At 58.2% G+C, this 24,589-nt stretch carries 22 protein-coding genes and 1 tRNA gene; 6 read left to right on the forward strand and 17 right to left on the reverse strand.

Going from position 1 to position 24,589, the window contains the following annotated elements; genetic code table 11:
* Window positions 1-156: 156 nt before the first annotated feature.
* From ACTIEN_RS05740 to ACTIEN_RS05775, 8 genes are all read right to left on the reverse strand, one after another.
* Window positions 157-246 (reverse strand) — tRNA-Ser (locus ACTIEN_RS05740).
* A 315-nt stretch (window positions 247-561) separates the two neighbouring features.
* Entirely contained in the window at window positions 562-945 is a 384-nt protein-coding gene (locus ACTIEN_RS05745; RefSeq protein WP_439522161.1) for a hypothetical protein, read from the reverse strand.
* A gap of 790 nt (window positions 946-1,735) precedes the next feature.
* A complete protein-coding gene (locus ACTIEN_RS05750) occupies window positions 1,736-2,155 on the reverse strand; it encodes a hypothetical protein (protein WP_439522162.1) in 420 nt (139 codons plus the stop codon).
* Window positions 2,156-2,274: 119 nt separating this feature from the next.
* On the reverse strand, window positions 2,275-2,979 hold the full coding sequence (locus tag ACTIEN_RS05755) for a hypothetical protein (RefSeq protein WP_439522163.1): 705 nt from the start codon (window positions 2,977-2,979) through the stop codon (window positions 2,275-2,277).
* A 134-nt stretch (window positions 2,980-3,113) separates the two neighbouring features.
* Entirely contained in the window at window positions 3,114-4,031 is a 918-nt protein-coding gene (locus ACTIEN_RS05760) for a hypothetical protein (RefSeq protein WP_439522164.1), read from the reverse strand.
* A 541-nt stretch (window positions 4,032-4,572) separates the two neighbouring features.
* Complete coding sequence (locus ACTIEN_RS05765) at window positions 4,573-4,752, reverse strand: hypothetical protein (protein ID WP_439522165.1); 180 nt, start codon at window positions 4,750-4,752, stop codon at window positions 4,573-4,575.
* A gap of 122 nt (window positions 4,753-4,874) precedes the next feature.
* Window positions 4,875-5,654: a hypothetical protein gene (locus tag ACTIEN_RS05770; protein ID WP_439522166.1), complete on the reverse strand. Its 780-nt coding sequence runs from the start codon at window positions 5,652-5,654 to the stop codon at window positions 4,875-4,877.
* A gap of 357 nt (window positions 5,655-6,011) precedes the next feature.
* Window positions 6,012-6,782 carry a response regulator transcription factor gene (locus ACTIEN_RS05775; protein ID WP_439522167.1) on the reverse strand — a complete coding sequence of 257 codons (771 nt, stop codon included), beginning with the start codon at window positions 6,780-6,782 and terminating at the stop codon, window positions 6,012-6,014.
* Between the two features lie 187 nt (window positions 6,783-6,969).
* On the opposite strand from ACTIEN_RS05775, the gene ACTIEN_RS05780 reads away from it, so the two are divergent.
* Window positions 6,970-7,512: an oxidoreductase gene (locus tag ACTIEN_RS05780; RefSeq protein ID WP_439522168.1), complete on the forward strand. Its 543-nt coding sequence runs from the start codon at window positions 6,970-6,972 to the stop codon at window positions 7,510-7,512.
* Window positions 7,513-7,649: 137 nt separating this feature from the next.
* Window positions 7,650-9,962 carry an ATP-binding protein gene (locus tag ACTIEN_RS05785; protein WP_439522169.1) on the forward strand — a complete coding sequence of 771 codons (2,313 nt, stop codon included), beginning with the start codon at window positions 7,650-7,652 and terminating at the stop codon, window positions 9,960-9,962.
* A 651-nt stretch (window positions 9,963-10,613) separates the two neighbouring features.
* Here the strand turns inward: ACTIEN_RS05785 and ychF are convergent.
* From ychF to ppk2, 5 genes are all read right to left on the reverse strand, one after another.
* On the reverse strand, window positions 10,614-11,711 hold the full coding sequence (gene ychF / locus ACTIEN_RS05790; protein ID WP_439522170.1) for a redox-regulated ATPase YchF: 1,098 nt from the start codon (window positions 11,709-11,711) through the stop codon (window positions 10,614-10,616).
* Between the two features lie 36 nt (window positions 11,712-11,747).
* Entirely contained in the window at window positions 11,748-13,130 is a 1,383-nt protein-coding gene (locus ACTIEN_RS05795) for an MATE family efflux transporter (RefSeq protein ID WP_439522171.1), read from the reverse strand.
* A gap of 100 nt (window positions 13,131-13,230) precedes the next feature.
* The gene (locus tag ACTIEN_RS05800; protein WP_439522172.1) at window positions 13,231-14,142 is read right to left on the reverse strand and encodes a nickel/cobalt transporter; all 912 of its coding nucleotides are present in this window, start codon (window positions 14,140-14,142) and stop codon (window positions 13,231-13,233) included.
* Window positions 14,121-14,762: a DUF1007 family protein gene (locus tag ACTIEN_RS05805; RefSeq protein ID WP_439522173.1), complete on the reverse strand. Its 642-nt coding sequence runs from the start codon at window positions 14,760-14,762 to the stop codon at window positions 14,121-14,123. Before ACTIEN_RS05805 ends, ACTIEN_RS05800 begins: the two co-directional genes overlap by 22 nt.
* 75 nt (window positions 14,763-14,837) lie before the next feature.
* Complete coding sequence (gene ppk2 / locus ACTIEN_RS05810) at window positions 14,838-15,788, reverse strand: polyphosphate kinase 2 (RefSeq protein ID WP_439522174.1); 951 nt, start codon at window positions 15,786-15,788, stop codon at window positions 14,838-14,840.
* Between the two features lie 148 nt (window positions 15,789-15,936).
* Between ppk2 and trpA the strand changes: the two genes are divergently transcribed.
* Entirely contained in the window at window positions 15,937-16,728 is a 792-nt protein-coding gene (gene trpA / locus ACTIEN_RS05815; protein WP_439522175.1) for a tryptophan synthase subunit alpha, read from the forward strand.
* A gap of 63 nt (window positions 16,729-16,791) precedes the next feature.
* Here trpA and ACTIEN_RS05820 read toward each other — a convergent pair whose 3' ends face one another.
* Together ACTIEN_RS05820 and ACTIEN_RS05825 are read right to left on the reverse strand one after the other, a co-directional pair.
* A complete protein-coding gene (locus ACTIEN_RS05820; protein ID WP_439522176.1) occupies window positions 16,792-17,253 on the reverse strand; it encodes a MarR family winged helix-turn-helix transcriptional regulator in 462 nt (153 codons plus the stop codon).
* Entirely contained in the window at window positions 17,246-18,367 is a 1,122-nt protein-coding gene (locus tag ACTIEN_RS05825) for an Acg family FMN-binding oxidoreductase (RefSeq protein WP_439522177.1), read from the reverse strand. Before ACTIEN_RS05825 ends, ACTIEN_RS05820 begins: the two co-directional genes overlap by 8 nt.
* Window positions 18,368-18,519: 152 nt before the next feature.
* Between ACTIEN_RS05825 and ACTIEN_RS05830 the strand changes: the two genes are divergently transcribed.
* Window positions 18,520-19,686, forward strand: a complete 1,167-nt coding sequence (locus ACTIEN_RS05830) for an alpha-hydroxy acid oxidase (RefSeq protein ID WP_439522178.1) — start codon at window positions 18,520-18,522, stop codon at window positions 19,684-19,686.
* 400 nt (window positions 19,687-20,086) lie between these two features.
* On the opposite strand, the gene ACTIEN_RS05835 is transcribed toward ACTIEN_RS05830, so the two are convergent.
* On the reverse strand, window positions 20,087-21,247 hold the full coding sequence (locus tag ACTIEN_RS05835; protein ID WP_439522179.1) for an MFS transporter: 1,161 nt from the start codon (window positions 21,245-21,247) through the stop codon (window positions 20,087-20,089).
* A gap of 171 nt (window positions 21,248-21,418) precedes the next feature.
* Between ACTIEN_RS05835 and ACTIEN_RS05840 the strand changes: the two genes are divergently transcribed.
* Window positions 21,419-22,066, forward strand: coding sequence for a 50S ribosomal protein L25/general stress protein Ctc (locus ACTIEN_RS05840; protein WP_439522180.1), 648 nt, complete (start codon window positions 21,419-21,421; stop codon window positions 22,064-22,066).
* 122 nt (window positions 22,067-22,188) lie between these two features.
* Here the strand turns inward: ACTIEN_RS05840 and ACTIEN_RS05845 are convergent, their stop codons facing one another.
* Window positions 22,189-22,704, reverse strand: a complete 516-nt coding sequence (locus ACTIEN_RS05845; RefSeq protein WP_439522181.1) for a hypothetical protein — start codon at window positions 22,702-22,704, stop codon at window positions 22,189-22,191.
* 328 nt (window positions 22,705-23,032) lie between these two features.
* On the opposite strand from ACTIEN_RS05845, the gene ACTIEN_RS05850 reads away from it, so the two are divergent.
* On the forward strand, window positions 23,033-24,421 hold the full coding sequence (locus tag ACTIEN_RS05850; protein ID WP_439522182.1) for a caspase family protein: 1,389 nt from the start codon (window positions 23,033-23,035) through the stop codon (window positions 24,419-24,421).
* The last annotated feature ends 168 nt before the right edge of the window (window positions 24,422-24,589 follow it).

Here is a 24,589-nt window from a genome sequence, read left to right on the forward strand (position 1 = left end):
GGCCATACGAAAATAAAATTTCGTGCCGCGAAGCACGAGATGCGGAGTAATGCCCATCCTTGGCGCTCCCACTGTAGCTGTGTTCTGTAGCAGGAGCCGGATTTGCCAGTTTCGCTCTTGGAAAACGATATATTGACCAGTGGGTTACAGGTCAAGTGGCGGAGACGAAGGGATTCGAACCCTCGAGACCCTTCCGGGCCTACTCCCTTAGCAGGGGAGCGCCTTCGACCACTCGGCCACGTCTCCGCCGACCCGTTTAGAGGGTAGTTCCCAGAGAAACAAGGCAGAAATTCCGCTCATCTTACTCAGGTCGTTTTTCAGGTTCATCGTCGAAATCGGCACCAGTCGGAATGAAGGAATTGGCAGCAATTCCTTCGAAATCGTCATTGTCCTTGCACCTCTCAGAAGGCATGGACCAGATCCCAGTCACACAGAAGACCGGACACTCTCCGACAGTGGAAAGAACCCGGCAATTCTTTCCATCCTTCGATCACAGCGACGGATCGATAACCCGCATTGGCGCCTCGTTCATTGATCACACCATGCCGTTTTGACCTACTTTCAGCTGCCCGGCAGGAGACCGAAGATCAATTCACCTCGGCGATCAACTGCGGCATCTCCTCCAGCCGCCGCGGCCATGCTTTCCTTGTTCCCCTGCGAAATAGCCGAGACGACCTTGTCTGCTACACCACGTTCCGACAGCTTGCCCATAACAATTCGGACTCTCGCTTCGTCCAACGGAATACCCTCGATTTTCTTGTGTTCGTCGCGGGCCTTATGGCCTACCACCTTCACGCCGATGTTGTCGAATACACCGAGCACGGCGGCTGTCTGGTCAAAAACCAACTCGGAACCATCAACCGGGACCGCGCTATCCTTTTCGAAAAAGACGAACATGGCAGTTGGAACATCCCTGGAGGCGACCTCACGCTCGAGCTTGGTCATCTGCGGGGCGCATCCCCCGAGCGCAGCTGCAAGCCCAAGGGATGCCCCAACTTTACACAGGATCTTTTTCATCATTTCGAGTTGGACCCACTGTTGCTTTCACTGAACGAGACGCTTTCAACTGATCCATCGGCAGCGAAAGTGCCCGACATGGAGGTGTGGCCGTTCTCCACCGAAAAGGAACCGGTCCCGTCCCGATTGGAAGACGAGGTGGCGGAGGTACTCACGCTGTTCGTTTGACTGGACGCCGAATGGCTATCACCCTCGGGGTCGGTTCGGCTGGACGCACTGACGCTGTTGTCTCCGGCCGAATTTGACGCAGACTGTTCTGTAGACTCGGCTGGCGCTGGCGCTGGGGGCGGCGACGGAAGTGTCACTGCGTCGTCTATAAGGCTCGCTTCAGCGAGCTCAACCCAAACAAAACAGTCCGGAAAATTCGTGACTGTCGCGGTTTCTGAACGTAGCCAACCGCAGGAGACCGGCACCCGCGACATCAAGGTTTCCTGTTCGTCCAGTTTTTCAGTGTCATATGTCTGCTGGTCGATGATGGGGCCGTGGTCCTCGCAGCCGGGAACCGCACTGGCGAGAGCGACATTCAGCACGCTACACTGAACAACACCCGGGGTAATCTTGTCCGGTGCAAAGCTGAGACTGTATCCGGGCCGAGACTGTAGTTTGGATTGAACTCCGTCCACGCAGGCGGACAAAGTCATGGCGGCGAGAGTAGCCGTGCAGAGGGCGATATTCTTCAACGTGTGCTCCAATTCGGTTTTCTTTTTTGCGTCCCAAGTCACTGTTCGCCGAAGAAACCGGAGTCCGTTTCGGGTCCGGGTGCTTTGGAAACATCAGGGTCGAAAGCGGATTCTCGGTGTATCGCAGCGGTCGACCGACTGGCGGCCCGATCGCCCGGCGAACCGGAAACATCCTGTGGCGAAACTGTTTCTGACGGGTCTGGAACAACGCCTACCGGGCTCCAACCAATGAAGTCCGGCGACGCCATGTACATAAGGCTGGCCTGGAAAGCTTGTGACTCGATGAAATCGTCCACGGCCTCATCGACGCTTTTGGTCCAGTAAACTGCGAGGGTCCGGTTAAACTCGATCAGGTATTGAGGATCGGGCAGGATCATTGATTCGTAAGGCTCGATGTATTGTTCGACCACGCCGCCCGAACCGGCAAACTGAAGAACGCGCGCTTCAATCCGAGCCATGGCGGATTCGAAGCTTTCGACGAAAGGAGGGGATGAGGTCACAGGCCCCGCTACAGGATCTGCGGCAGCCGTAGCCACAAACCACACAACCGCAGAAACCGTGACCAGACATTGTCGCATCATTGCACCTCGGGGCGGCATCCCTGCGCCTTGAGCAGGCGGACCATGGCGGCGGGCGCTCCGCGTGGGATGACCACGGTGCAGGTGCCGGAAAGCTTGCCGTTCGTTCTCGACGGGGCGGACCTTGTCGCAGAGGCTCGATCCTGACTGCGGTCGGCCGCCTTGGCGGGCTGTTGCTCCTGTGCATTCTCGCGGCGCTCTTTTGCGCTTTCGTAGCCCAGTGCGCGAAAAGCCTCACCGGCATACTTGTCCTGCATCATGATCTCGATGGCGGCTTTCTTCAGTGCGTTCGCCTCTTGTTCCGGCATGTGCTGTGCCGCGCCGATCAAGGTCTGCACCCAGTTGCGCCGCTGGCAGGATTCGTCCTCCAAGGACTGGCCATAGCCAAGCGAAAACCCCGGGGCAGAGCCGGACATCGCATGACCCGGACCGACACAGGATCCGCCCCCGAACGCTCCGATCGACGGTGCCGGCGGCGTGTTGCGAGAGCTGCTGGAGAAGTCAAAGACGTTACCACCCGATTGCGAGTTGGCGTCATTATTGACTTCGTTCTGGCTATCGATGTCCACATTGGCATCCGCATTCGGGGAACCCACGGTCTGTGGCTGGTTTTCCTGCGCTTGCGCCATATGAACGGTCGACCCCGTGCCGAGGACGAGTGCGACAGCAATCATCCGGACCATGCGGGCAAGCGTAAAGGACATGAAAAGCATTTCTTTCTGTTGGTCGTCAGATCAGCGATGAAGGCCGCCCTTGCAGGCGACCTTCTGACACCCGACCGGGTGGTTTTCCACGACGCGGCCGGGGCCATTGCCTGAAGCAGGTCCGACGAACCTTATTAGTTGGCGCCGTCGGTGGTTGTGCCGAACTCGAAGTTACCAAAGGCGGACGAGCCACCGTTGAAGAAGCCACCGGTCTGAGCACTCAGAGCCACCGAACCGCCGCCGGCGTTGGCGATCGACAGGTCGATATCGTTGCCCAATTCGGAATCCATCCCGAATAAGACGCCGTCTTGCTGCAGGGTTGCGTTGAAGTTGCCTTGGTCGTCAATGCCGCTAAACGCTGCATAAGCTCTTTTGGTCGCATCATCTTGGCCCCCAAGGATAAGCGGATTGACGGTGACCCCGCCAGAGGTCGAATCCGACGTCAACGCACTGTAAGCGAAACCTTCATTGCTCTCGGACAGGGTGGTTCCGTTTGCTGCGGCAAAGCGGGTTTCCGCACCATTCAACTGCAGGTTTGCACGCGTCGAAACGCTACCGATCATGGCCGCTTCACTTTCGACGTTGGACGAAGATGTGGCTGCGGTCGTCGAGGTTCCGTCGGACGTCGTGCTACCAAATTCGCCAGTGCCGAAAGCAGACCCGGAGAAGCCGGACGCACCTGTTGCCATACCTTCGGAAATAGCGGTGCCGGTCCCCACGAGAGACCCGTTCACAGTGACTGCACGGTCGAACGTGAACGTGCCAAGAACACCAGCATCGCTTACAGAGCCGGCTTGCCCGCCCTCGGGTGTCGTTTTTCCCGATGACGCATAGCCGGTGAAGCCATGCACAGAAGCGCTTTCCGCGACGCTCGCTGCGGCAGAGCCCACGCCGTTCACGCCAACGGTCGCACCAAACAGAAAGCCGGTGTCCTGCGGAGCCAGGAGTGCAACCCCTGCGGATGCCGACTGCGTGTTCGCCGAATCTTGGGCCATGGCGCCAGAAGCGGCCAAGCAGAGCGCCAATGCCGAAGTAACGTTTAGATATTTCATTTAGGTTCTTCCCATATTTACTTTATTACGAGACCGCGCGCAGCACGGTAATGGAGGTTCAATTCAACTCCAGTTTGCCATGCGTCACGACGACAGTAATGCAGGTAACACGCGCTCAGACCCTGATCGACAAATCTAAAGCCAATCTCACGCTATCTAAAGATGATGCTGATTACAGTTTGGCCAGCACACTGTATGCCGTTAATACCATTCTCAAACGCTTATGGTGTGTGCTGCATGAATAAAGTGAATTTTATATATCTGCAGCGGGAAAGCATGGCATTTAATCAAAAGATATGGTTGATCATACCAAAGCTTAGGAGCGATTATCGAAGCAACAGGTTATAACTATCGAGTACGGTTCGTCGACAGGCCTCTTTTGCCAACCACTCACGAAACCTCGACAGCCTGGCATGACGTTTCGTTGGCCGCCGGTCCCCAACCCGGCCTCGTGCACTCGGCGCCAGAGCAACACGGCGAACCGTACAATTTTTGAAGCAAGACAGTTTTGACAAGCGCCCCAAATGGACACCCTTGCCTTTTAATTGATTTTCTTGGCGCCAATACCGGCCAGCATCCAGCTGCGGAATACCGGCTTGCGCAAGGTCGCGTCAAAAATCGCACGGCGCTGATCCGAAGAATCATGATGCTTGACCGATTGCGACAGGAAAAGCACCGGAATGTCCGCGCAATCAAGGCGAAACGCCATCAACTCGTCCATGTAGGCGTCCAGATCATCGAACAGATCAAGATCGAATATGATGGAATCCGAATCGACAGGACCGCTTGAAGAAACGTATGCGGGCCACGGGCCACGGCACACATGCAGCTGGTTACAAGCGATTAATGCCCTGTGCCGCGACGAAACATCAGAACCTTTCCGCTTGTAAGCGGACCTTCCTTCTTCTGGTACGTCCGATCAACCTTGTTCTCGACAGTGGTATTGATCGCGACCTGCAGGCGGGCCATGGTTATCGGAGCGCGCAATGTAGCATCGCATATCGCTTTTCGATCTTCGCTCAGATCGTCGTTTGCGACTTTGGATGAAACAAGTACAACCGACATGTGCGGTCGGATTTCGCGAAAACTCTTGAGCGCATCTACTGCACTGAACAAGTCTCCAAAGGCATCGCCATTCACCACCAGCATGGAAACTGTTTCGTGAATGGCTGCAATGTCCAAAATGTCCTGTATTCTGGCCGCGAACGCGTTCAGTGAAAATTCAGAGCCTTCCAGATAACCAATCATGGCATCACTATCAGACTCGTCGAAACCCATGATGCAGATGCGACCAGGTCCTGAATTGGGGGATACCCGGCGTTCCGCTTCTGACCATAGGCGCGATTCGAGTTCCGAGATATCCTGAAATCTCGCACCGACCCGTCCAGAATTCGGATATTTGTCTTTCGCAACGCCACCAGCGACCAGGTCTTCAGGCGACAATTCATACCGCGGTCTGGATGTGGACAGATTCTGGATTTTCCTGCTTGTATCGCGAACACCTGCGAACAGGGAAACCACTCCGGCTTCCCAGAAACCGCCTCTTGTATCTTCAGCGCCAACCCGGCGCGTCCATTTCTTTGCGGCCACGGGAAAAGCGTCGTCAAAAATCAGAAAATCCACGTCAGCAGCCTCCCCAGTAGGTAAATCCAGAAAAGGAGACCAAGTAGTGCAAGAACCGCGAATAAAGATAAGACAAGAAGCGACGGATAACTTTCCAGATCGCTTTCGTACTTCTTCGGAATTTGCTCAAACTCCGAAAAACCCTTTATCTTGGAATTATAGGGATTCATGACGCCTCCAAATTCAAGACGACATTAACCATGTTTGCGTTGCGGAAGAATTGTATCTTTTGATTTCTGGAGTGCGAATTAGTTGTCGAGCGTGATCTCGACGGTCTTTATCAGGTCAACCGCGTACCTCGTCATGCACCTGGGGCCGCTCTTCAAAAATGCCGCCGTGACCACATGGTCTGACCGCTCAGATGATCTGGGTTTGCTTTGCAATCATAGCCGCTTGCGTGCGGTTCTTGGCGCCCAGCTTGGTGCATATGGAACGCATGTGCATCTTGACCGTCACTTCAGAGATCGACAAGTCATGGGCGATCTCCTTGTTGGACTGACCTGTCGAGGCACCGTACAACACCTTGAGTTCGCGCTCATTCAGCTTTAATGACACGTCGCTCGCCGGCTCTCGCTTGGCACGACTTTCCTGGGTGGTCTCGAAGAAACTGTAGGGAACGAACCGTTCTCCGGAAGCAACCAGACGCAGGGCGTTTTCCAGGGACTTGAGCGAAACTGATTTCGGGATGAAGCCCCGCGCCCCTTCCTCAAGCGCCCGCATCACAACCACAGGCGAGACAGAACCGGAAAAAAGGACAACCGAGCCGCCGGCATTCTCGGCAACGATCGATTTGATCGTCGACAAACCGTCCATGCCCGGCATGTTCAGATCAAGGAGCACGACATCGAAAGGTCCATCCGCCCTGATCCGCTCGCAGGCGGAGGCGAAACTGTTGGCCAGATGCACATCAAAGCCGCAATTTTCCAAAGGACGTACCATCGCATCAAGCAACAACTGATGATCATCCGCGATGAGAACATTTATGGAACCGGCTTCGGCCGTGGCTGTCGCGGCTTTAGTGTCTGTCGGCATTGATTTTTTTCTCGATCTGTGTGCTGGCTGTTGGCACCTCTCGTTTGAGATGCACTTATTCTGGTGGGGGGAAAAATCTTCAAAGAAGATCGACACTCGTCTCTTGTAACACTGGCTATCTATACTTTACGTCGGCCCGGGGAAGGCTGGCGCAACGCATGCGCACGACTTCTCTCAAATGAGCCAGTTTGCTATCTTAAGATAGCTTGAATTGGATCAAAGGTTGGAAAATTATCGGCCAAGAAAAACAACCTTTAGCCGAGCAAGGCAGAAGCCACCTGATATGACTGAACACAGAAAAAACAGACCGCCTTGGACAACTATCATCGCCTGCCTTCTTCTCGTGAGTGCGTTTACAATACTTGCTCAGGTTGCATCGGCAAAAAACGACGTGTCGTCACGGGAACACGTCCTTCTCCAAGTCAGTCCCACCTATAAACCTGGGGCAGATAGCCTGTCGGTCAACTTCGACCGCAGTCGGCTGGACGACTTGCCACAGCACGAGTTTACAACGTCGACCATATGGACGGTCGGAGACCTTTCGTTTTCGGGGCCCTCGCTCCTTGACATATTGGCCGCAGCCGATGTCAGCGGCAGCACGGTGCATCTTGTCGCGGCGAACGGATACGAAGTCAGAATGGCTTGGGAAGAGATCGAAGAAACGGTTCCCATTGTTGCCACGAAAATTGATGGCGCACCTTTCTCCGTCCGCGAAAAAGGTCCGCTCTGGGTTATCTTTCCCTATGATCTGGATGCGAGCTACCGGACCGAAGCGGTTTATGCCTTGAGTATCTGGCAGCTCACAGACGTGCGTGTTTCCAAGTGAAGCTATCGGTCCGGTTCACTGAAAGCGGACCTGACCAGGACGTACGGGTATCTTCCAGGCTGTGGTTCGGCATTCTGGTGCTCCTTTTCGTGGGGGTCGGGGCAACCGTCTTTGTAGGCTCATACGTCGTGAGGAACATGGTCCAAACAGGACAGGAGTCGCTCGATAACCGGACCTGGGTCTTCGCGCAGCTGGAAGTAGATTATTTTCGCTTTGAAACGGCACTTCATGACGCGATCAACGCCGACCAGTTGTCCCCCGGAGTCATGCGTCCGCTTCGTCACGCTTTTGACATCTATTATAGCCGTGTCGAAACAGTCAACGCGAGCAATTCCCTGTTTGACGCAGGCGATCCCAGTGGGCTTGCTCTTCAGTCCGGCATCGCGCGTACAATGCGCCACCGCGACGCTCTGGCAGGGTTGATAGACCAGATCGAGATCCCGACACGGGAAGAGCTTGTGGATATTCTCGCCCTGTCCAAGGAGGTGCTGCCGACACTGCGCGAGGTTACCACGGGTGCGTTAATGCAATTGACCCGTCGCTATAGCGAAACCCGTCAAAAAGAAGAGATGGCGGTCACGCAGTTTATCGCCCTCTCCTCTGTTCAGGCTTTGGTCCTGTTCGCCATCGCGATTTTGGCCATTCGGTTGGCCAGCAAGCTTCGCATCCGCGCCACAACCATGAAGCGCATCGGGGACAGCTTCAAGAATATTGTCGAAGCCTCGCTTGACGGGGTCGTATTGCTGTCATCGAAAGGGAAGATCCTAAGCTACAACACGGCTGCTGCGACTATTTTCGATTGTCACGATACCGGTGTCGTTGGCCAATCACTGGCCGACATCGCACTGCCCCGTCTCAGGCATAGGGCTTTCAAATCAGACCCGACCGCATTCATGAACAGCGCCCTTGGCGTATTTGCAAAACGAAGCCGCCTTCGAACACAGTTGAAGACCTGCCGAGGCCGGATGTTCAATGCCGAAGTCGCGCTTGCACAGCACGAAGATACTTTCGGCCGCTCGATCATCATCGCTTTCGTCCGCGATCTGGAAGACATAGTCGCGCACGAGAATGACCTCAAGCGGGCACGCGACAAGGCTTTGCAATCGACGGCCGCAAAAGGTCGGTTCCTGAACATGATGAGCCACGAAATGAAGACTCCCCTGCACGGAGTCATCGCGTCACTGGACCTTCTGCAAGGCGATGACCTGTCCCCCGATGATCACGAAAATCTTCAGATCGCGCGGGACTCCGCGGCAGCCGCACTGGCGCAGGTAGAAGATGTACTGGCCATCAGCAGCAATGAGGCCGGAACCCCGGACACCACACCCCTCAAGCCATTCGACCCTGTGGAAGTCGCCAAGCTCATTGTCGGCCAAGCGCGGCTGAAAGCGCGAAATAAGGACGTGACGGTTGCCTACACAATAACCGAAGATGGCGGTGACAGCTGCATCCTGGGCCGCGAGGAGGCGTTTCGGCGGGCCGTGGCAAACCTCGTCGATAATGCCGTCAAATTCACCGAGAGCGGAACCGTCAAGGTCCACCTTGTCTACGGTCCGGAAGACGCATCGGGCCGTCGGCTGACTGTAAAAGTTTCGGACACTGGACCGGGTATCGCACCAGATGTTCAAGACCGCGCATTCGAGGATTTTCAGACGGTTTCCGAAGGCTCAGCGCTAAGGCACGCGGGCAGCGGCCTTGGGCTTGGAATCGCAAGGCGCGCAGTTATGCGCATGGGCGGTATCCTGCATCTGGACAGTCGCAAGAACGAGGGCAGCCATTTCAGCTTTGACATACCCGCGCCTCCGGTTCCGAAACCGCACCTCACTCGTATCGAACCGCAGGTTGGAGAACATGCGCCGCCATTGCACAGGACAGAGGCATTCACTCGCGCCTTGGTGGTCGACGATAACGCTGCAAATCGGATCCTGATGCAAAAGATGTTGGAGCGCCTTGGCTACTCGGTCCAATGCGCCGAAAACGGAGAGCATGCCGTTGAACTGGCCGATGCGTGGCGCTTCACCTTGATCCTGATGGACATTCAGATGCCGGGATTGGACGGGTTCGAAACCGCTATGGCCATTCGCGCCGGCAGCTCTTCGCGCGACGCGGTGATCCTAGGAGTCACTGCCAACCTGGCATCTCAGGACGCGGAACGCTTCAAGGTTTCGGGTATGCAAGAGATGCTTGCCAAACCTTTGACCATTGGTCAGCTCAGCGAGAAGGTCTCGCACCATATCGATGGAACGAAAGATGGCACTTGGTCCGGTTTATCTGGTGTCGAGGCCATCGAAGCGTCGGATCAATTCGTGATTTCCGCCACATCGGGCAACCTTTCGTTTATCTCCGAGAGCATGGAGTGCGCCGAGTTTGAAGGCTGGCTGCATGCCTGTTTCGACGAAATCAGGCGTGCGCTTGACGCCGCAGCGCGCGACGAACCCGACTGTCTCTAGGCCATTCACAAAGCTGCGGGAACGGCCGCATTCATCGGCCTGCCAGGACTTCAGGCCGCGCTGAACCAGATGGAGGTCGCCTCGACCCAAACGGACACTGGTCTGTTCACTTCAGCGCTCTTCGAAGCCTCAGAAATCTTTCGGAAGATTCGAGTTGATCTTTCGGGCAATAACGATGCGGATAACCGCAGAAATTCTCTTTTGAACGTTTGATATGATCGCCGGACCTTCGTAGATTCGCGATATGGGGAATGTCCGACGCGTTACCCACCGTGCTTTTGATAGTCTCGAACAGTGTGCCCACCTGGTCGCCGTCTATCGCATGCCGTGACGCGTTCAGCCCATTAATACCGCCTGAAACTGTCCGGTGACTGTCGCCCTTGGGATATCCGACACGCACCGGACATTTTTTTGCGCCAGATTACGTCATGCACGGGGGGAATACCCAAATTGTGGTGTCGCCGAGGTCTCCCGCACCATCGCCAAGGGCGCACATGCCGTTCTCGTGCTCGACAGTGATGCCGGATGGCATGGCGCCAAGTCCCCGAAGGTGCCCGATAACATCACCACCGCGCGCTCGATTACCGCCCGAGAATATGCCAAAACGGTCAAAGTCTAAGGCCGTTGGTATGAGACCAGGTTTTTCGCGGTTTATGTGTTGAACAGGAAGTGCAGGACGTCGCCATCCTTGACGACATAGCTTTTGCCTTCGGCGCGCATCTTGCCGGCCTCTTTGGCCGGGCCTTCTCCACCCAGCGTGATGTAGTCGTCATAGGCGATGGTTTCAGCGCGGATAAAGCCCTTCTCGAAATCGCCGTGGATCACGCCTGCGGCCTGCGGGGCCAGGGTGCCCTGCGGGATTGTCCAGGCGCGGGCTTCCTTGGGGCCGACGGTGAAATAGGTTTCGAGATGCAAAAGCTCGTATCCGGCGCGGATCACGCGGTCCAGACCCGGTTCATCAAGGCCCATCTCGGACAGGAATTCCTGCGCTTCGTCGGCATCCAGCTGGCTGATCTCTTCTTCGATCCGGGCCGAGATCACCACATGGCTGTTGCCCTGTGCGGCGGCCATCTCGCCCACCGCGTTCGACATCGCGTTGCCGTCGGCTGCGTCCGCTTCCGAGACGTTGCACACATAAAGCACCGGCTTGGTCGTCAGCAGTTGCAACATGTCCCACGCCCTGCGGTCCTCGGCATCCACGGGCACGGTGCGGGCCGGCCTGCCCTCTTCCAGTGCCGCCAGTGCAGCGCGCATGAGGCGTTCCTGAAGCACGGCTTCCTTGTCACCGCCGCGCACTTTGCGGGTGATGTTCTGAAGACGCTTGTCGATGCTTTCGATATCGGCAAGCATCAGTTCGGTTTCGATCGTTTCCGCGTCCGCCACCGGATCAACCCGACCATCTACATGCACAACATCGCCATCTTCGAAACAGCGCAGGACGTGGGCAATGGCATCCACTTCGCGGATATTGGCAAGGAACTGGTTGCCCAGCCCTTCCCCTTTGGAGGCACCCTTCACGAGGCCTGCGATGTCCACAAAGGTGATCCGGGTGGGAATGATCTGCTTTGACGTCGCGATCGCGGCCAGTTTGTCGAGCCGTGCATCGGGCACGGCAACATCGCCGACATTGGGCTCGATCGTGCAGAAAGGAAAGTTCGCCGCCTGCGCCGCAGCCGTCTTGGTGAGCGCGTTGAAGAGCGTCGATTTGCCCACATTGGGCAAGCCCACGATACCTACCTTGAAACCCATGCCCGTCTCTCCTGCGCTGGCGAAGTCGCGCCGCTTCTATGCGGTCGTGCCCTGTCCTGCAAGGCGGCTGAAAGCCGGAAGGATGCGCAGCCAGAACCGGTGGTTGAGCAGTACGGCGGCAACCGCAAGACCGACCACCAGGCCGCCCCAGACTCCGGCGCCTCCCCAATTCAGCACAAAGCCCAGAACATAGGCAGCGGGCAGGCCCAAACCCCAGTAAGACAGTGCGGCAAACCACATCGGCACCCGCGTATCCTGCACGCCGCGCAGCAGGCCAAGGGCCACCACCTGCGCGCCATCGACGACCTGAAAGATCGCGGCGAGGACAAGCAGGACAAGCCCCACCTGAATGATCTCGGCCCGCGCCGGATCATCGGGATCAAGGAAGATCGAGATCAGCGGTTCGGGGATCAGGACAAACAGGACAACCGTCACTAGTGACACCAGCCCCGACAACCCAAGCGCCACCGTGCCGCCGCGCGCCATGTGGTTCCAGTCGCCTCGCCCGAAGGCATTGCCCGCCCGCACGGTTGCGGCGTTGGAAAGGCCCAGATGCAGCATGAACATCATCGACGCCAGTTGCAGCGCAATCCCATGGGCCGCCAGCGGAACAGTGCCCAGCCAGCCCATCATGATCGCCGAAGCGGCGAAGAGTCCGACCTCGGACAGAGTCGTCAGGCCGATGGGCCAACCCAGACGGAACACCGTTGCAAACATGTCCCAGTCCGAATTCCAGATCCGCTGGAACAGGGAATGCTGCGGCACGAGAATCCAGATATAGCCGACCGTCACCAGCGCCGAAAACACATGGGTGCTGAGCGACGCGATCGCCGCCCCTTCAAGTCCCAGCTCCGGAAATCCGAAATTGCCGAAGATCAGCGCATAGTTCATCACCGCGTTGAAAGGCACGGCCACCACTGTGACCCAGAACACCACCTGAGTCCTTTCCAATGCGGCCAGGTAGCTTTTGAGCGTCATCGTCACCAGCGCGGGCAACAGGCCAAAACCAAGCACCCGCAGGTAGACCTGTGCCTCGGCGGCAATCTGGGGCGTCTGTCCCAGCGCCCGCAGCACCGCGTCCGACCACCAGAGCAGCGGAAACACCGCCGCACAGAACAGCGCGGACAGCCAAAGCCCCATCCGGGTCGAGCGGCGCACGCTTTGGTCGTCGCCTTCGGCTTGATACTTGGCGACCATCGGCATCACCGCCCATGCAAAGCCGGAACCGGCCAAAAACAGGGTCATGAACAATGTACTGGCCAGCGTGACTGTCGCCAGCGCCTCGGCCCCGTACCAGCCGACCATGATCGTGTCGGTCAGGCCGATCGCCATCTGGGACATGTGTCCGCCGACCAGCGGCAGACCAAGCACCAGAATAGCCCTGACATGGGCCGGATATGTCATGACAGTCGTTTGCATCACGCGGCCTTAGCGACCGGTTCACAATGCCGCAAGACATTTCCGACCGGGGCGGGTGTCGGGGCGGACAGCCGCGTATCGAAACACGCCAGACATGGCGTCACAGCGCCCGCAGCAGGAACTGCCCGGCAAGCGCCGCGATGACCAGCCCCGCGCCGGTTTCGATCAGCCCCATCATCCGCACCGCCTGCGGCCCACCGGCCAGCCGTGCCAAGGCGCCCTCCCGGAATGTCACCGACGCGACGGCGGCCGCTAGCGTCACGCTTGCGGTGCCAAGCCCCATCGCCAGAGTGCCCAGAATCCCCGCCAGATCAATCTCCATCCGCACGGCGAGGATCAGCAGGAACAGCGCCCCGGTGCAGGGCCGGATCGCAATTGCCCCGATCAGCAGAACCGCATCGCGCAGGGATTGTACCTGTCCGGCCTGTTCTGCGGTTGGCCCATGGGCATGGCCGCAAGAATCGCAGACACCGTCTTCGTGCGTATGGGAATGATCGTGCCTGTGGCCGGAGACCCTTGCGTCTTTCCAGAGTCGCAGCGCGCCGCGCAGGGCCAGCCAGACTCCAATCGCGCCAATGGCCGCGTAGCTGATCGGGGCGAACCAGTCTTCTGCCGCGCCCACGAGATCTTCGCGCCCCAGTCCCAAAATCCAGACCCCGGCATAGACCAGAACAATGGCTGTCACCGCCTGCGCGAGGCTCGACAATACGGCCAGCACCGACAACCGGGTAAGGGCCACGCGGTTCGCCACGCCGTAGCCGCTGATCAACAGCTTGCCATGGCCCGGCCCGACCGCGTGAAAGAACCCATAGCCGAAACATACCGCCATCAATGCCGCGATTGCGCCCGGCTCTTGCGCCCGCAGCGCGCGAAGACTCCGTGCCATTCCGCTTTGCGCCGTGCGCTGACCCTCGGCCGCCCAACGCTCAAGCAAGAACGCGCCGTCAAAGGCCCAGAGCCAGACCGCAAGGGCCACAACCGCGACGGCTGCTAGTTGGAGGGCTGTGCGCATGAGATCGTGACCGTATCGGAAAAATGGACACCGACGCGCATCTCGTTGAAGACGTCTTCCATGGAACCGCCGTCCAACTCGGCCTGAACCGCCGCCTGCGCCTCTTCCTGGTTGGGATCGGTCACGGTGGCGGTGCAATCGGGTGCGGTCAGCGTCACACCTTGCGTCACATCATAAGCCACGTAATAGGTCGGATCATATTGCAGCACTTCCAGACCCTCGGTCGGAACGGCCGGGATTTCGCGGAAATGCGTGGCGGTGATAAAGCCGTCTTCAACCGAAACCCCAACCGGGCGCGGTCGCGGCATCTCGATCTTTTGGCCATTGGAATAGACGTAAAGATCGCCCTCGAACCCTTCTGGCCATTCGATCAGGTCAAAGCCGTGAAGCTGGTCAAGCTCTGCCTCGGTCAGAACGCTGTCGCCATCCGGATCAAGCCCGTAATCCTCGAGGATCAGGAGCGTGAAGAAATCGTCATAGGTCCACGTCACCGTCACACCGGTCACTTCGGACTGGTCATTCACCTCGAACCGAAGTGCGGTATCCACAAAAATGTGCGGATGCGCGCCAAGCGGCGCGGCAACCAGACCAAGAGCAAGGGCGCAGTAAGCATATTTCATGTTTTCCGGAGGTACGTCGCTCTGGGCGTTAAGGCAAGATCATCCAACCGGCAGCGGCAATGAATTGCCCATCCCTCAGCTTGCCGTCTTGCGGCTTTCGGGATGCAGCGACGTTCCCAGAATATGCTCGGAGCTGTGGACCACATGCCCGGCCCCGCCAACGATCAGCGGATCGGGCGGTTGCGCGATCTCGTAATCCTTGTCGGGATACTCCAACGTTGACAGGAAATGCCGCATGCAGTTCAGCCGCGCGCGTTTCTTGTCGTTGGATTTGACGATGGTCCAGGGTGCATCGGCAGTGTCGGTGTAAAAGAACATCGCCTCTTTCGCTTCGGTATAATCGCCCCATTTATCAAGGCTTGCCTTGTCGATCGGGGACAGCTTCCACTGCTTCAGAGGATCGGTCTCGCGGCTGGCAAAGCGTTTCCTCTGTTCTTCCTGCGTGACCGAGAACCAATATTTGTAAAGCCGGATGCCAGACCGCGTCAGCATGCGTTCGAGATCAGGCGTCTGGCGCATGAATTCCAGGTATTCACCCGGTTCGCAGAACCCCATCACCCGCTCGACCCCGGCGCGATTGTACCATGACCGGTCATAGAGCACGATTTCACCCGCCGTCGGCAGGTGTTCGATATAGCGCTGATAATACCATTGGCCGCGTTCCTGATCGGTGGGCTTGTTCAGCGCCACCACCCGTGCGGCACGCGGATTGAGATGTTCGGTAAAGCGCTTGATCGTGCCGCCCTTGCCCGCCGCATCGCGCCCCTCGAACAGCATGACGAATTTCTGTCCCGCCTCCTGCGCCCACAACTGCACCTTGAGAAGTTCGGACTGAAGCGCCGCCTTTTCGGTCTCGTAGGCGCGGCGCGACAATCTTGTGGTATAGGGATATTTGCCGGTCTCGAACGCGCGGCGTACCTGATCCGCAGTTGCCGCCTTTTTTGTGTCGGATGACGGCGTCTGAGGTGCGTTGGCCAACTGCATGTCGGCTGTCACCTCGGCGGGAAGGACGGATGGTGTTTTCATGCGGTGCTCCGGGAGTGGTGTATCATCGCACAAAGTTTAACCCGATTTGGATAGGATCACTTTGACACGCATCAAGTCAGGCCGCGCGTGCCCCATTGATTTTCCCCGTCAACTCCGGCAATCGGTGCCGATACCCAAGGAGACCGCCATGACCCGTATCGACGCCAAATTCGCCGCGTTGCGCCGCGAGCGCAAAAAAGCCTTTGTGTCTTATGTGATGGCGGGGGATCCGGATTTCGACACGTCGCTCGCGCTGGTCAAGGGTCTGCCGGCTGCGGGAGTGGACATCATCGAACTGGGTTTGCCCTTTACTGACCCGATGGCCGATGGCAGCACGATCCAGCTTGCCGGGCAACGCGCGCTTGAAAGCGGGATGACGCTGGACCGCACGCTTGAACTGACGCGTCGGTTCCGCGAGGGTGACAACACCACCCCGATCGTGATGATGGGATATTACAACCCGATCTATTCGCGCGGGGTGGACCGGTTTCTGGAACAGGCGAAAGTGGCCGGCATCGACGGTCTGATCATCGTTGACCTGCCGCCCGAGGAAGACGACGAGCTGTGCATCCCGGCGCAGGCAGCGGGGTTGAACTTCATTCGTCTGGCGACACCCACCACCGATGACAAACGTCTGCCCAAGGTGCTGCAAAACACCTCCGGCTTTGTCTATTATGTCTCCATCACCGGCATCACCGGCGCCGCCGAGGCACAGGCCGCCGATGTCGGCCCCGAAGTGGCGCGGATCAAGTCGCAGACCGATCTGCCGGTGATCGTAGGTTTCGGAATCCGCACGCCCGACGCATCACAGGCCATCGCGGGTGTGGCGGATGGCTGCGTCGTCGGATCCGCCATCGTCGCGGAACTGGCGAATGGCAAACCGGTGAGCGACGTTCTGGCCTTCGTCAAATCGCTGTCTGACGGCGCGCATCGCGCCTGAACGGCATGCCAGATACGTAGACGTTCGGCTTTCGAAATGCGCGGTCGTCTTGAGCGACTGACTTTAGTCCCGCACCGCGTCCATCCGCTTGCGCAATCGCGCCAATGTAGCGATCACCTCGACCAGTTCCTCGCGGTTCAGCGTGTCTGAAAACGCAGCGACATCCGGCGCAAGGCCAGCGATGGCATCCTGGCGGAACCTGCGCCCGGCCTCCGTCAGCCAAACCTGTTTGCTGCGCGCATCCTCGGGATTGGCGCGCATCTCGACCAACCTGCGCTTTTCCAACCCTGCCAGCGTGTGGGTCATGCTGGTCTTGGGCACCTGAAACGCGCGGGCCAGTTGCAGGGGCGTGCGTCCGTCCTGCACCCGGATCAGATGGTTGATCACCGCAAATTGCGGCAACACCATCCCATCCGGCAGCCGCGCCTCGAACGCGGTGCGGCTCAGCTGGTTGATGATGCCGATTTCGTTGAACAGTTGGAAATAGAGTCCGGTCAATTCCGGCGCAGCATTGGTGTCAGGCATTCTTGGGTATTGGCCTCATCCGGGTGTCCAGCGGCCAGCGCGGTGTGCGCGGCGTCACCGAAGCGTACCCCAGAAGTCCAAGCATTTGAACAGTGCCGCCGACAGGCGCATAGGCATCATGGATAGCCGCATAAGGCGCGGCCATTTCCTTGTATTCCTGCAACGCCTGACTGACTGGCCGCACCCCCAGCCCGGCACCCGTAGCGGCCAGGTTAAGCTGCACCCAGCGCGCCCCGGTTGCGATCTGGTCCGCGCGCGTGTTTCCCGCACTGGTCAGCATCACCAATCCGGCAGCCGAAGCAATGGCGTCCACCGTGCCCTGAATCGCGCCCTGTGCCGCCATCGTGGTCGGATCAAGCGACGCCTCGCGGGTCAGTATGCCGGTCTTGCCCAACAGGTCGAACATCGTGCCTCCAAGGTCGATGCCATCGGGCTGCGCGTTGATCTCTGCCTTGCCGATCCGCACGAGGTCGATGCTCTCCTTCCAGGCATCATAGGTTGCGGCCTCTATCAACCACGCCTCGGTCGCAAGTTCCCGCAAGGCCGCCGCTTCATCATCCGTTGCGAGCAGATCGACGCGGGGTGTGATCGTTGCAACCGCCGCCGCATCAAGCGGACGGTCCGCGAAAACCTCTTTATGTGACCGCCGCTCAAGGACATGCGCAAAAAGCGGATCGGGTTGCGCTGCGCCCTCTACAAATCGGCAAACTGCGACCGGGCCGGTTTCGCCGTCCGGGAACAAGGTCTGGTCAATGCCAAACCCCTCTTCGGCGGCCGCCATGCGCATCAGGTCCAGAAAGCACCCCATGCCGATGGTCAATTGCCGTGCAAACGGATCGGTCACAGGCAGATCGCGGGCTGGGTCGCGCCAGATGTGCACGGCATCGTCGCCCACCAGTTCCGCCTCCCACGGCTGACGGTTGTGCGGGTTTGGCGCCAAGAGCGCATAGGACATCGCGCGCAGGCGGGGATCGGGATACTGGCCTGCCATGTCCCACGGGGCCAAAGCCTTGGTGGGTGTGCGGGTGGCGGCGAACTGACCAAGGCCAGCAACCGCCGCGACAACGGTGCCGCCGCCGATCAGTCCAAGTGTTTTTCGACGGGAATACGTCATGTGCCTCTCCTTTGGTTCGATATCGCACTATTTAGTACGATATCGAACCAGTCAATCCCAAAGTGAAAAGTTCATCTGGACAAAAATGCCGCGTTGCGCGACTTGATTGGTATTGGTAAACAAAACTAACCAATACTCCGAAAGGCCGCGCCATGCCCGTGATCACCGAAATCGAAGACCTCCGCCGCATCTACAAACGCCGGGTGCCCAAGATGTTCTTCGACTACACGGAATCGGGCAGCTGGACCGAACAGACCTTCCGCGAGAATTCGTCGGATTTCGACAAGATCTACCTGCGCCAACGCGTGGCCATCGACATGGAAGGCCGCAAAACCGCATCAAAGATGATCGGCCAGGATGTGGCGATGCCGGTGGCGCTTGCCCCGGTCGGGCTGACCGGCATGCAGCATTTCGACGGTGAGATCAAAGCGGCCAAAGCGGCGGAACAATTCGGCGTGCCCTACAGCCTGAGCACCATGTCGATCTGTTCCATCGAAGACGTGGCCGAGAACACGTCAAAGCCGTTCTGGATGCAGGTCTACACGCTCAAGGACGACGATTTCATGCAGCGCCTGTTCGACCGCGCCAAGGCCGCCAAGTGTTCGGCGGCAATCATAACGGTCGATCTGCAACTGCTGGGCCAGCGCCACAAGGACGTGAAGAACGGCCTTTCCGCGCCCCCCAAACTGACCCCCGCATCGGTCACCAACATGATGACAAAGGTGCAGTGGGGTCTGGGCATGTTGCAGACCAAACGGCGGTTCTTCGGCAATATCGTGGGCCACGCAAAGGGGGTCAAAGACCCCTCTTCGCTGTCGTCCTGGACCGCGCAGGCGTTTGACCAATCGCTGAACTGGGACCGCATTCGGCAGTTCCGCAAGATGTGGGACGGTCCGCTGATCATCAAGGGCATCATGGATCCGCGCGATGCGTTGGAGGCACTGAATGTCGGCGCGGATGCGATCATCGTGTCGAACCACGGCGGGCGGCAGCTTGATGGTGCGCTGAGTTCGATTCGCGCGCTAGAGCCGATCATGGACGCGGTGGGCGACAAGATCGAAGTGCATCTGGACAGTGGCATCCGGTCGGGTCAGGACGTGCTCAAGGCGATGGCGATGGGGGCCAAGGGAACCTATATCGGCCGCGCCTATGTCTACGGGCTGGGGGCCAATGGTCAGCAGGGTGTGACCGATGCGCTGAACGTGATCCACAAGGAACTGGAAGCGTCGATGGGGCTGTGCGGTCGCACGGATATCAACACGCTCGACCGCGATATCCTGATGATCCCCAAGGGGTTTTCAGGCGATTGGGCGGAATAGGCAGGGCACACGATGTTGCCCCGCGCCCGGAAAATCCGGGTCGGAGGTCAAGCGTCCCCCTCGAGGTTTTGCCCGAGGCGTATGGATGTTCATTTAAAGAAGCGGCGCCGCTCTTTGGGCCTGACCGTTCTCTCATACTCCGGGTGTCCCCGGGACCTGTGCCCGTCTCCGGGCCTGCGTGAAACCGGTCTCTCATGGTCGGCCTTGCGGCGATTGAGAGAATGTCAGTCATCTGTCGCGGCGTGGGAGTGACCCTGCCCGCTCGGTGCGCACCGTGGGGGTGGTATGGCGCAGTCTTCCTTACCGATTTCGAAATGGTCCGTTCGGTGCAAAGACCTTTGCACAGGTCTTGGCCTCTTTTTGAAAACTGCGGCCAATCCCGTTCGAACAGAATTCCGGCTCAACCCGCGCGCAGGGATGCAAACCGTGACAACAGCGGCAACAGCAGCAGCGTGACACCGAACAACAGCACTCCGATCACGAAGAACGACGTCGCCAGTCCAAACCCTTCGGACAGGAAGCCCATCAACGGTGGTCCGATGAAGAACCCGGCATAACCCACAACCGAAATCCGCGAGATCGCATGGCTGCGATAGCGGTTGGGCACCATGCGTCCGATCCAAGCATAGGCCATCGGCGCCATCACCGACACACCCAGGCCAAGGATGGAAAACCCGAGATACGCAACGGACAACGTCGGCGCGGTTGCCGCGATACAGGCCCCGATCCCGGCAGTGATCGATGCCCAACGGATCACGGCACGCTCCGACACGCGATTCGCCACCACCTGACCGGCCAGCCGCCCCATCGCCATCGTGATGCCAAGAAGGGCCGGACCAAGGGCGCCCTGCGCCGCGCCTGCACCAAGGTTGCGTTCCAGATGCAGGGCCGACCAGCCTTCGGTGGCCTGTTCCGACATGAAGGCGATGAGGATGATCATTCCCCCCGGCAAGAGCAACGTCCAGGGCAGCGGCGCAACCTCGACCCCGTCCTCGTCGGACTCTGCATCGACAACTGGGGCGGCTGCGGCCTGCAGGACCAACAGGCCGATCGCGATGCCCGATCCGGTCAGGATGGCACTGGGGCCGAACCCGCCCTCGCGGGCGAGACCGGTCGCAACCGCGCAGATCGCATAGGCCACCGAAAACACCGCGTGATTGAGGTTCATCAGACTGCGCCTTACTTGCGCCTCAAGCGCGCTCACCCGGGCGTTCATTGCCACGTCAAGCGTCCCCGAAGCCATCGTCACGCACAGCATTCCCAGCGTGAACGTGACCCCGTTCAGCGCGTGTCCGGGCAGCAACGTTGCCACCGCAAGCGAAGCCGTCAGGACCGCCAGCGCCCGCGTTCCCAGCGCCCGCTCGGCCAGGGGGGCCAGCCACATCGCCAACACCGCACCGATCGAGGTGATCAGGAGCGCCACACCAAACTGACCGTCCGACAGCCCGACCTGCGGCTTGAGCACGGGCACCAAGGCCGCGAAGGTGCCCCAAAAGACACCAACAGCAGCGAAACCGGCCGCCGGTCCACGACTGAGATAAAGATCACGCAAGAGGCTCATGTCGCAGCCAGTGCCACGCCGCCCGCAACGGGTCCAGCCCACAAACGGCACGAATCGCGCGAAATCTGCTTTCTTGTCCCTTGTCTTGTCGGCCAATCCGGTCTATCGCGCACGCTTCACGCGGGGTGACAGCCTTGGAGGCACCCTGCCCTTACAATTTGGAGAATTAACATGGCTGGTGAGATTCCTGATCTCGTAGCTCTGGAACGGACGGGGACAGGCAAGGGCGCCGCTCGTCAGGCACGCCGTGATGGCATGGTTCCGGGCGTTGTTTTTGGCGGCGACAAAGATCCGCTTGCGATCAACATTCCCTTCAACGTCCTGCTCAAGCGCCTGAAGAAAGGCCGCTTCAAGTCGACGCTGTTCAATCTTCAGGTCGAAGGCAAGGAAGATGTGCGCGTGATCTGCCGTGAAGTGCAGCGCGACGTGGTCAAGGACCTTCCGACTCATGTCGATTTCATGCGTCTGCGCCGCACGACCAAGATCAACCTGTTCATTCCCGTTGAATTCATCAACGAAGGTGCAGCGCCCGGTCTCAAGCGCGGTGGCGTCATGAACGCGGTTCGCCCCGAAGTGGAACTGGTTGTGACAGCGGGTGACATCCCCGAAAAGCTGACCGTCGATCTGACCGGTCTGGACATCGGCGACACGGTGACAATTTCCGACATCACCCTGCCGGAAGGCACCAAGCCGACCATCGACCGCGACTTCGTGATCGCCAACATCTCGGCTCCGTCCGGCCTGCGCGCCGCTGACGACGCCGAGGCTGCTGAAGCCGAAGCAGACGAAGTTCCGGCAACCGAGCAGTCTGAAGACTGATTTGGCATCGCAGAGTATGGAAAGCTCCACCTTAACGGTGGGGCTTTTTTGCATTTTTATGGGCGTTGCGGCACCGTGTCCCAACTGGCAGCCAACGCAAGACGGTCGACTCGTTTAAACACTCAGAACCTTTCCCGGAAGGTGGTTTCCGACATGATGCACACGTCGTTAGGCAGCACGTTCTCATATACACGACGCGGTGTGTTTACATCCGGTGCCAACCATAAGTAATCGAATCTTATTTTCCCTACCGTTGGAGCGGCAAACATTTTGTCCGACTTCTGAAAGAACGACATTGCGAGTTGCACCGTCGGTGCGGTCGACCCGAGGAACGCCACCACATTCGAGTACCGAGCGCGGCCTGATGACATGGCCTCGACATATTTCACAACGATCAACATTCCGTCCTGTGGGTACTCTTTCTGGGCTTTCTGCAACTGTGCCCGAAGCCGGTCCCCGGACAGCTGATCCAGCACCTGCTTTTTGATGCTCTGGTCATAGAATGACTCCGAAAGTGACGCGAATGCGTCTGCGACGGATCGAGCCTTGGCGAGTCGTCGGTTAACCGAATTGAATACCGCGTGTTCCCGGTGTCTGTCCCGGATGAGCGTGATCGCCCGTGGAGTCGTATTTTCCAATTTTAACCTTTTCGTTAGGTCTTGGGTCAAACAGAAGTAAAATCACCCAACGGGAGACTTCAATACTGCGATGGAACTCGACTATCGGAAACCTCGCTGGCAACGTCTATGAAAATTAACCCTGATCTCCGCCAGTGATGTGCCTGATCGCACATTCGCCATTATTTTGGCCCAGTTTCAATTGAACACTTTCAAAATGATCTTAGAATATGGATTCGGAAAGCATTTGAATGAGGTTTGAATGGAACGGTTTTTTTGGCTAGTCAGACTGTTTGTCGCAGCATTATTTCTGTTTTATTCGTCATCAGATGCACATGCCGAAAAACGTGTGGCATTCATTGTGGGTAACGGTGCTTACGATCACGCCCCGTCGCTCGACAACCCCGTGAACGATGCAACGGCAATGTCACAAAAACTCAAGCAGATGGGTTTTCTGACGGTCGAAGGGTTGGATCTCAACCACTCTGACTTCGAAAGCCGGATCCGCGACTTCGCAAAGCTATCGAGTGATGCTGATGTGGTGGCGTTCTTTTACGCCGGGCACGGAATTGCTGTTGATGGCGTAAATTACCTGATCCCTGTCGACGCCAAATTCGAGGACGAAACTGCACTAGATTTCGAGGCGATCTCGGTGGACTTCGTCGCCAAAATGATGCGGCGCGCCGGTGGAGTGAGCCTGTTGTTCCTTGATGCGTGTCGCAACAACCCACTGGCCGGAACTTTGTCGCGATCAATGGGCCAATCCGCGCGGTCCACGGTATCCAGCGGCCTTGCCGAGATGAAACTTGAAGACCCGGGCAAGGGTTTGGCCATCGCGTTTGCGACATCGCCTGGCGAGATCGCTCTTGATGGGACCGGAAACCATTCACCGTTCACGGCTGCACTTCTAAGTCATATCGACGCCCAGAACATCGACTTCACCGAGGTGATGAGCCGCGTGACGGGCCAAGTTTATGAAGAAACCGGGCAGTCGCAGCGACCTTGGTTGAACACATCCCTGACTGGTCCGGTCGTTCTGAATCCCATCGCTCAGGTCACTTTGTCCTCCCAAGACACAACTGGCGCTGCTGTCGGAGGAACGGCAATACATTCGCTCGAAACCGAAAAACTCGTCTTTGACATGGCACGGGAAAGCGGTCGTATCAGCGATTACAAGGCCTTTCTCACGACATTCCCGAACGGAGTTTTCGCGGCCTTTGCTCGCAACGAAATTCTTATTCTCGAACAACAGCTAGTCGATCAAAGCATGGCGGCGCTGAAGACGACCGAGACTTCGGAAGACGTCCAGATCAGGTCAGTTAATCCCGGCGCGTTGATCCCGTCTCCGGAAATCCTTGTCTTGCCGGCGAACGAAGTAACGCAAAATGCAATGGGAATGGACTGGAAAATGCGACGTGAAATTCAGGCGCGTCTTAACCTTGCTGGTCACGATGTTGGCCGCCCAGACGGAGCCTTTGGCCCGAAGACACAACGTGGTATTCTGGCCTGGCAGACGGATTGGGGCTTTTCCCCAACTGGGTATTTCAATCAGCAGCAATACGTCTTCCTGGTGACGGAAACCCGCGACAGTTATACCACTTGGGCAATAAATAATCCGGTTTCACAGCCTAAGAAAAAGGCCCCGCCGAAAAAGCCGAAACCCAGAAAGTCGCAGAATGACAATGGCGTGGGAGCCTTTCTTGGCGGAGTCGCAGCGGGAATCCTGTTGTCCCGCTAACAAATCCTGATCCCGTCGCCGCGCCAGGCGCATTTGGATTTCGACGAACGAAAGAACGTTGCGGCCCTGCCATCCGGCGGGGCCGTCTTTGTTTCGGGGGCCAAGATCCCCGGCTTGACACGCTGCACAGGCGATGTGCCGGTCGGACAAAAACTTAGCCAATCATCA

Origin of the sequence: Marivita sp. (assembly GCF_051859345.1) — a bacterium.
Classification (GTDB): Bacteria; Pseudomonadota; Alphaproteobacteria; order Rhodobacterales; family Rhodobacteraceae; genus Marivita.